The organism is Cupriavidus phytohabitans, from assembly GCF_017815025.1.
GTDB lineage: Bacteria > Pseudomonadota > Gammaproteobacteria > Burkholderiales > Burkholderiaceae > Cupriavidus.
Genome location: NZ_JAGIQB010000008.1, coordinates 175914 through 183879 on the forward strand (window position 1 = coordinate 175914; position 7966 = coordinate 183879).

The 7966-nt window shown below is 66.6% G+C and carries 5 protein-coding genes and 2 riboswitches; of the genes, 1 reads left to right on the forward strand and 4 read right to left on the reverse strand.

The window, feature by feature from the left end; translation table 11 throughout:
• Positions 1–28: 28 nt before the first annotated feature.
• From gcvP to J8I34_RS08020, 4 genes are all read right to left on the reverse strand, one after another.
• Positions 29–2959: an aminomethyl-transferring glycine dehydrogenase gene (gene gcvP / locus J8I34_RS08005; protein ID WP_029046544.1), complete on the reverse strand. Its 2931-nt coding sequence runs from the start codon at positions 2957–2959 to the stop codon at positions 29–31.
• 97 nt (positions 2960–3056) lie between these two features.
• The gene (gcvH, locus tag J8I34_RS08010; RefSeq protein ID WP_029046545.1) at positions 3057–3437 is read right to left on the reverse strand and encodes a glycine cleavage system protein GcvH; all 381 of its coding nucleotides are present in this window, start codon (positions 3435–3437) and stop codon (positions 3057–3059) included.
• A 99-nt stretch (positions 3438–3536) separates the two neighbouring features.
• Positions 3537–4664: a glycine cleavage system aminomethyltransferase GcvT gene (gene gcvT / locus J8I34_RS08015; protein WP_209773736.1), complete on the reverse strand. Its 1128-nt coding sequence runs from the start codon at positions 4662–4664 to the stop codon at positions 3537–3539.
• 95 nt (positions 4665–4759) lie between these two features.
• Positions 4760–4883: riboswitch (glycine riboswitch) on the reverse strand.
• Positions 4884–4904: 21 nt separating this feature from the next.
• Positions 4905–4991: riboswitch (glycine riboswitch) on the reverse strand.
• Between the two features lie 102 nt (positions 4992–5093).
• Positions 5094–5321 carry a YMGG-like glycine zipper-containing protein gene (locus J8I34_RS08020; RefSeq protein WP_209773733.1) on the reverse strand — a complete coding sequence of 76 codons (228 nt, stop codon included), beginning with the start codon at positions 5319–5321 and terminating at the stop codon, positions 5094–5096.
• Between the two features lie 276 nt (positions 5322–5597).
• On the opposite strand from J8I34_RS08020, the gene J8I34_RS08025 reads away from it, so the two are divergent.
• Positions 5598–7694: a UvrD-helicase domain-containing protein gene (locus tag J8I34_RS08025; RefSeq protein WP_209805772.1), complete on the forward strand. Its 2097-nt coding sequence runs from the start codon at positions 5598–5600 to the stop codon at positions 7692–7694.
• The last annotated feature ends 272 nt before the right edge of the window (positions 7695–7966 follow it).

The window sequence follows — 7966 nt, forward strand, 5'->3', positions numbered from 1 at the left end:
GACGCGGCGGCACCGGCCTGGGCGTGCGTCAGTCGACCACGTAGTCGCTGACCGGCACGCAGCTGCAGAACAGGTTGCGGTCGCCGTACACGTTATCGGCACGGCCAACCGGCGGCCAGTACTTCTGCGTGCGCAGCGATGCCACCGGATAAGCGGCTTCCTCGCGCGTGTACTTGTGGGTCCACTCGTTGGCGGTCACCACCGCGGCGGTGTGGGGCGCGTGCTTGAGCGGGTTGTCCTCGCGGTCGAAAGTACCGTCGGCGACGCGGCCGATTTCCTGGCGGATCGCGATCATCGCGTCGATAAAGCGGTCCAGCTCGTGCAGCGCCTCGCTCTCGGTCGGCTCGATCATCAGCGTGCCCGGTACCGGGAAGCTCATGGTCGGGGCGTGGAACCCGTAGTCCATCAGGCGCTTGGCCACGTCTTCGTTGCTGATGCCGGTTTCCTTCTGCAGCGGGCGCACGTCCAGGATGCACTCGTGCGCGACCAGGTCGTGCTGGCCGGTGTACAGCACCGGGTAGTACGGCGCCAGGCGCTTGGCCACGTAGTTGGCGGCCAGGATGGCGTTCTCGGTGGCGGCGGTCAGGCCGGCCGAACCCATCATCGCGATATACATCCACGAGATCGGCAGGATGCTGGCCGAGCCGAACGGTGCCGCCGACACGCCGCCGATGCCGCGGTCGTCGCGGCGATAGCCGACGCTGTCCTGGTTGGGCAGGAAGTCCGCCAGGTGCGCGCCGACCGCGACCGGACCCACGCCCGGGCCGCCGCCGCCGTGCGGGATGCAGAAGGTCTTGTGCAGGTTAAGGTGCGACACGTCGCCGCCGAACTGCCCCGGCGCGGCGGTGCCGACCATCGCGTTCATGTTGGCGCCGTCCACGTAGACCTGGCCGCCGTGCTGGTGCACGATCTCGCAGATCTGCTGCACGCCCTGCTCGAACACGCCGTGCGTGGACGGGTAGGTGATCATGATCGCAGCCAGGTTCTTGCTGTGCTGCTCGGCCTTCTTCGCCAGGTCTTCCAGGTCGACGTTGCCGTTCTCATCGCAGGCAACCACCACCACCTTCATGCCGGCCATTTGCGCCGACGCCGGGTTGGTGCCGTGCGCCGACGACGGGATCAGGCAGATGTCGCGATGGCTTTCGCCGCGGCTGGCGTGATACGCATGAATGATCAGCAGGCCGGCATACTCGCCTTGCGAGCCGGCGTTGGGCTGCAGGCTGACCGCGGCGTAGCCGGTGGCGGCGCACAGCATGGCCTCGAGCTGGTCGATCATCTCGCGGTAGCCCACGGTCTGGTCCAGCGGCGCGAACGGGTGGATCTGGCTGAACTCGGGCCAGGTCACCGGGATCATCTCGCTGGTCGCGTTCAGCTTCATCGTGCACGAGCCCAGCGGGATCATGGTGCGGTCCAGCGCCAGGTCCTTGTCGGCGAGCATGCGCAGGTAGCGCAGCATCTCGTGCTCGGCGTGGTGCGTATTGAAGACCGGGTGCGTCAGGTATTCGCTGGTGCGTGCCAGTGCGGCCGGGAACGCGTCATCGGTGGCGGCTTCGAGCTTGTCGAAATCGAGGCCCGCCGGCAGCGGCTTGCCTTGCGTGAAGATTTCCCACAGCGCGACCACGTCGGCGCGGGTGGCGGTCTCGTCCAGCGAGATGCCGACGCGCGTGGCGCCGGCATGGCGCAGGTTGATGCCGCGCGCGGTGGCGGCGGCGTGGATGGCTTCGGTGTTGAAGCCGGTTTCCAGCGTCAGCGTGTCGAAGAAGGTGGCGTTGGTGCGGGCGAAGCCGAGCTGCTCCAGCCCGGCGGCCAGCGTCGCGGCCAGGCGATGCACGCGCTGCGCGATGCGCTTCAGGCCTTGCGGGCCGTGGTACACGGCGTACATCGACGCCATCACCGCCAGCAGCACCTGCGCGGTACAGATGTTCGAGGTGGCCTTTTCGCGGCGGATATGCTGCTCGCGCGTCTGCAGCGCCAGGCGATATGCCTTGTTGCCCTGCGCGTCGACAGTCACGCCCACCAGGCGGCCCGGCATCGAGCGCTTGAACGCATCCTTCACCGCCATGTAGCCGGCGTGCGGGCCACCGAAGCCCAGCGGCACGCCGAAGCGCTGCGAGTTGCCCACGGCCACGTCGGCACCCCATTCGCCCGGCGCGGCGATCAGCGTCAGCGCCAGCAGGTCGGCGGCAGCCACCACCAGGCCACCGGCGGCATGCACGGCGTCGGCGATGGCGCGGTAGTCATTGACGTCGCCGTTGACGCCCGGGTACTGCAGCAGCACGCCGAAGGCGCCCGCGGCAGCGGCGTCGGCGGCAGGGCCGACCTTGACTTCGATGCCCAGCGGCAGCGCGCGCGTGCGTACCACTTCCAGCGTCTGCGGCAGCACGTCGTCGGCGACGAAGAAGGTGTTCGAGTCGTGCTTGTTCACGCGCTGCAGCAGCGTCATCGCTTCGGCGGCGGCGGTGCCTTCGTCGAGCATCGACGCATTGGCGATATCCAGCCCGGTCAGGTCGGTGACCATCTGCTGGAAGTTCAGCATCGCTTCCAGGCGGCCTTGCGAGATTTCCGGCTGGTAGGGCGTGTACGCCGTGTACCAGGCCGGGTTCTCGAAGATATTGCGCAGCACGACCGCGGGCGTGACGGTGTTGTAGTAGCCCTGGCCGATAAAGCTCTTGAGCACGCGGTTCTTGCTTGCCAGGCTGCGCAGCCTGGCAAGCGCGGCTTCCTCGCTCAGCGGCTCGGTGAACTCGCCCATCGGCATGCCGTCGCGGCGGCGGATGGCGGCGGGGATCACGGCGTCGATCAGCGCGGCGCGGCTGTCATAGCCGAGCACCTGAAGCATGTGCTGCTGTTCGGGGGTATCGGGGCCGATATGGCGGGCGGCGAAGGCGTCGCGCGCCTCCAGTTCGGCCAGCGTGGGCCGGTTACCTTGGGCGGCAGTCATGGGAAGCGGGGCGTTCATGGGCAAGAACCTCGTGGGGAGCGCTGCGGCAGGTGGTCAGCCGTGCCGCGGCGCTGCAATTTGCTTGTCATTCCCGCCTTCGCGGGAATGACGGACTTCAGGCGCCGACGCTGGCCTTGTACGCGTCGGCTGACATCAGGCCGTTGACGTCGTCGCTGTTGGCGGGCTTGAGCTTGAACAGCCAGGCGTCGAAGGCGTCGGCGTTGACGCTTTCCGGCGCGGCCGTGGCGGCTTCATTGACGGCGATCACTTCGCCGGCCACCGGGGCGTAGATGTCGGAAGCAGCCTTCACCGATTCGACCACTGCCAGCGCGTCGCCGGCACCGACCGACTTGCCCACTTCGGGCAGTTCCAGGAAGACGATGTCGCCCAGCGCGTCCTGTGCGTGGTCGGTGATGCCAATGGTGAGCGTGCCGTCGGCTTCGACGCGCACCCACTCATGCGACTCGGTGTATTTGAGGTCGGCGGGGAAATTCATGAAGGTTCTCCGGATTCAGATCTGTTTCTTGTTGGGTGATGCCTGCCCGGCAACGCTGCCGGCAGGCGAGGGCGACCGTTGGGTGAGCGGGTGTTTCCCTCAGCTCACGAGTGCCTTGCCATTACGCACAAACGGCAGTTTAACCACAGTCGCGTTGAGTTTGCGGTCGCGGATCTCCACCTGCACGGTGTCGCCGACGTTCACGCCCCGCGGCAGGCGCGCGAACGCAATCGATTGCGACAGCGAGGGGCTGAAGGTGCCGCTGGTGATTTCGCCGTCACCGGCGGGCGTGATGACCTTCTGGTGGGCGCGCAGCACGCCGCCTTTCTCGCGCAGGATCAGGCCGAGGAACTGCCGCTGTTGTCCGTTGGCGGCCAGCGCCGCCTTGCCGGTGAAGTCGCGCTCGCTCTGCAGGTCGACGGTCCAGGCCAGGCCAGCGTCCAGCGGCGAGGTATTGATGTCCATGTCCTGGCCGTACAGGTTCATGCCGGCTTCCAGGCGCAGCGTGTCGCGCGCACCCAGGCCAGCCGGGCGCACACCCGCGGCGTTCAGCTTTTCCCACAGGCCGGCGACGCTGGCGGCCGGCACGACCAGCTCGAAACCGTCCTCGCCGGTGTAGCCGGTGCGCGCGACCATGACCTCGCCGAGTGCGGGGTCCTGCACCACCACAGCGTTGAACGGCTTGAGCGCATCGGAAGGTTGGGTCGAGGGGAAGGTGCTCCACACCTTGGCGCGGGCGTTGGGCCCCTGCACCGCCACGATTGCCAGCGGCTGTGCGCCGGCCGGCGCGACATCTTCACGGCGCGGGGTAATGGTCACGCCGCTGCCGGTGGCATCGTTGCGGGCGCGGATCCAGTCGATATCGCCGACCGCGGTGCCGGCGTTGACCACCAGGCGGAAACGGTCCTCGGCAAAGAAGTAGACGATCAGGTCGTCGATCACGCCGCCTTTCTCGTCGAGCATGCACGAGTACAGCGCCTTGCCCGGCGTCTGCAGCTTGTCGACGTTGTTGGCCAGCAGGCCGCGCAGGAAGGCGCGGGTATTGGGGCCGCTGAGATCGACCACGCACATGTGCGACACGTCGAACATGCCGGCGTCGGTGCGCACGGCGTTGTGCTCTTCGATCTGGGAGCCGTAGTTGACCGGCATGTCCCAGCCGCCGAAATCGACCATGCGGGCGCCGAGGGCGCGGTGGATGGCGTTGAGGGGCGTGGCCTGGAGCGTCATGGAATCCTCGGGGGCAATGTCGGGTTGCGAAAACAAAAAAGGGCCATCCGCCGCGGCGATCGCTACGCCAATATGGCAAGCAATCCGCTGCGGCGGATGACCCCTCTGTCCTCGATACCTGAGAGATTACGAAGCGGATCCAGTGGACCCAACCTCGCGCGCCCCTTCGGTGGGCACGCTCGCCACGAATGGCGGGTGCCGCTCTCCAGAGTGCGGCATGCATCGTGTGCATGTTGCATGCCGATCCGAACGGTCCGTGGTGCCTGAGAGTTTTCGGGTGATACCCCTTCGGCGGCGCAGTTCTGCGCGCTCTCCCGGTCGGATGCGCGCAATGTACGGGAGGCCCCGGCCTTTGTCAAACCAGGCCGGACGGCCGCCCGGCGGCTGTACCCGTTCCTGCGCCCCGCCGCCAGGGGGCGGAACGTAGCGTTATTTATTCTTGTCGTCGGTCACGACGTTACCGATCACGCCGCCCACGGCCGCGCCACCCAGCGTACCCAGTGCGCTGCCCTCGGTCAGGATGGCACCGCCCACGGCACCCGCGCCCGCGCCGATGGCGGTATTGCGCTGCTTCGGGGTCATATCCGCGCAACCAGCGAATGCCGCGACCGTCGCGCCGATCAGGGTCACCTTGGTCAATGTCTGCAGGATATTCATTGTTGGCTCCGAGTGATGAATATTGCATGTCCGAGACACGCCTGGACATGACTGTTAGAACCTGGTGCACGTTCATCGGCTCCGGCCTTTACGAAGTGTTACGCCAGTGACACAAGGAGGGCCGACGATGCGGCAGGCGCTGACTGACCAGGCGCGGCCAGCGTGTTAACATCAACAGCTTTGCCGCCGGGCGCGTTTGCTGCCCCTGGCGCGCGCCTCGCATTCGCCCCATTTATTCGCCCCATTCATCCGCCCCATCTCCCGACCGCCCTTCGCATGAGCCACGGCCTGAATTCCGCCCAATCCGAAGCCGTCCGCTATCTGGACGGACCCTGCCTGGTGCTGGCCGGGGCGGGTTCCGGCAAGACCCGCGTGATCACGCAGAAGATCGCGCACCTGATCGAGGACAAGGGCTTCGAGCCGCGCCATATTGCCGCGGTCACCTTCACCAACAAGGCGGCCAAGGAGATGCAGGAGCGCATCGGCAAGCTGATGGAAGGCAAGACCACGCGCGAGGGCAAGCGCATCCCGCTCAAGCAGCTGACGGTCTGTACCTTCCACTCGCTCGGCGTGCAGATCCTGCGCATGGAGGCGGAGCACGTCGGCCTGAAACCGCAGTTCTCGATCATGGATTCGGATGACTGCTTCGGCCTGATCCAGGAGCAGCTCGGCACTACTGACAAGAAGCTGATCCGCGGCGTGCAGAGCACGATCTCGCTGTGGAAGAACGGCATGGTCGATCCCGAGGCCGCGATCGCGCAGGCCGCCAATGCCGACGAACACCAGGCCGCGCTGGTCTACCGCAACTACGTCGCCACGCTGAACGCCTACCAGGCGGTGGATTTCGACGACCTGATCCGCCTGCCGGCAGAACTGTTCGCGCGCAACGAAGCGGTACAGCTGAAGTGGCAGAACCGGCTGCGCTACTTCCTGGTCGACGAATACCAGGACACCAACGCCTGCCAGTACCAGCTGCTCAAGCTCCTGGCGGGCGGCTCGCACCTGCGCGCGCCGGCCTTTACCGCGGTGGGGGACGACGACCAGGCCATCTACGGCTGGCGCGGCGCCACGCTCGACAACCTGCGCGGGCTGCAGACCGACTTCCCCGACCTCAAGGTGATCAAGCTGGAGCAGAACTACCGCTCCACCGTGCGCATCCTGGAAGCGGCCAACGCGGTCATCGCCAACAATCCCAAGCTGTTCGACAAGAAGCTGTGGAGCGAGCATGGCATGGGCGATCCCATCGCCATCCATCCGATGAACGACGAGGAGCACGAGGCCGAGTCGGTGGTGTTCCGCCTGTCGGCGCACAAGTTCGAGCGCCGCGCGCAGTTCCGCGACTACGCCATCCTGTACCGTGGCAACCACCAGGCGCGGCTGTTCGAGCAGATCCTGCGGCGCGAGCGCATCCCCTATGTGCTGTCGGGCGGCCAGAGCTTCTTCGACAAGGCCGAGATCAAGGACATCTGCGCCTACCTGCGCCTGATCGCCAATCCCGACGACGATCCCGCCTTCATCCGCGCGATCACCACGCCGCGCCGCGGCGTGGGCAACACCACGCTCGAGGTGCTGGGCACCTTCGCCGGGCAGGCCAAGGTGTCGCTGTTCGAAGCGGCGATGATGGGCGGCATCGAGGGCAAGCTGCAGCCGCGCCAGCTGGAGCCGCTGCGCGTGTTTTGCGAATCGATGGTGCGGCTGGCCGACCGCGCGGCCAAGGACCCGGCTACCGAAGTGCTTGACGACCTGATGGCCGGCATCCACTACGAGGCCTACCTGTATGACAGCTTCGACGAGCGCCAGGCGCAGTCTCGCTGGACCAACACGCTGGAGTTCCTTGAATGGCTCAAGCGCAAGGGCACCAAGCCGGAAGCGGCCGAGGGCGAGGAAGCCACCGGCTATGACAACGCCGACGGTTTCGGCAGCGAAGGCAAGAATTTGCTCGAGCTGACGCAGACCGTGGCGCTGATGAGCATGCTCGAAGGGCGCGAGGAAGACCCGGACGCGGTGCGGCTGTCCACGCTGCACGCGTCCAAGGGGCTGGAATATCCGCACGTGTTCCTGGTCGGCGTGGAAGAGGGCATCCTGCCCCACTGCCGCGAAGACGACGACATGACCGACGAGAAGATCGAGGAAGAGCGCCGGCTGATGTATGTCGGCATCACGCGCGCGCAGCGCAGCCTGCAGATCAGCTGGTGCAAGAAGCGCAAGCGTGCGCGCGAGACCTACTCGTGCCAGCCGTCGCGCTTTATCGGCGAGATGAAGCTGGAAGAAGCGCCTGCGCCCATGGACGAAACCCCGGCGATGAGCCCCAAGGACCGGCTCGGCGCGCTCAAGGCGCTGCTCGGCGGCCCCGGCAAGACGGCGGCTGGCTGAGGGTCAGTACAGTCCCGATACAAAACCCTACCAGGCCGACAAGACCGCGCGCGCCGCGCTCGTTAGCATGACGGTTGTGCCGCCTGCGCTGCGCTTTTCACGGCTGTGCGGCTGTGCGGCGGCAGGGCCTGCCCGGGTCCTGCCGCTCCAGACATCACGTCTGGTTTTTCCCTGTATTGGCCCCCGCCGCGCTAGGGATGGTCTGAACAACCTGCCGTAGCCGAAGGCCACGGCGTGCTCAGCACGCATTGATTTCACAGGATGAGACGAAT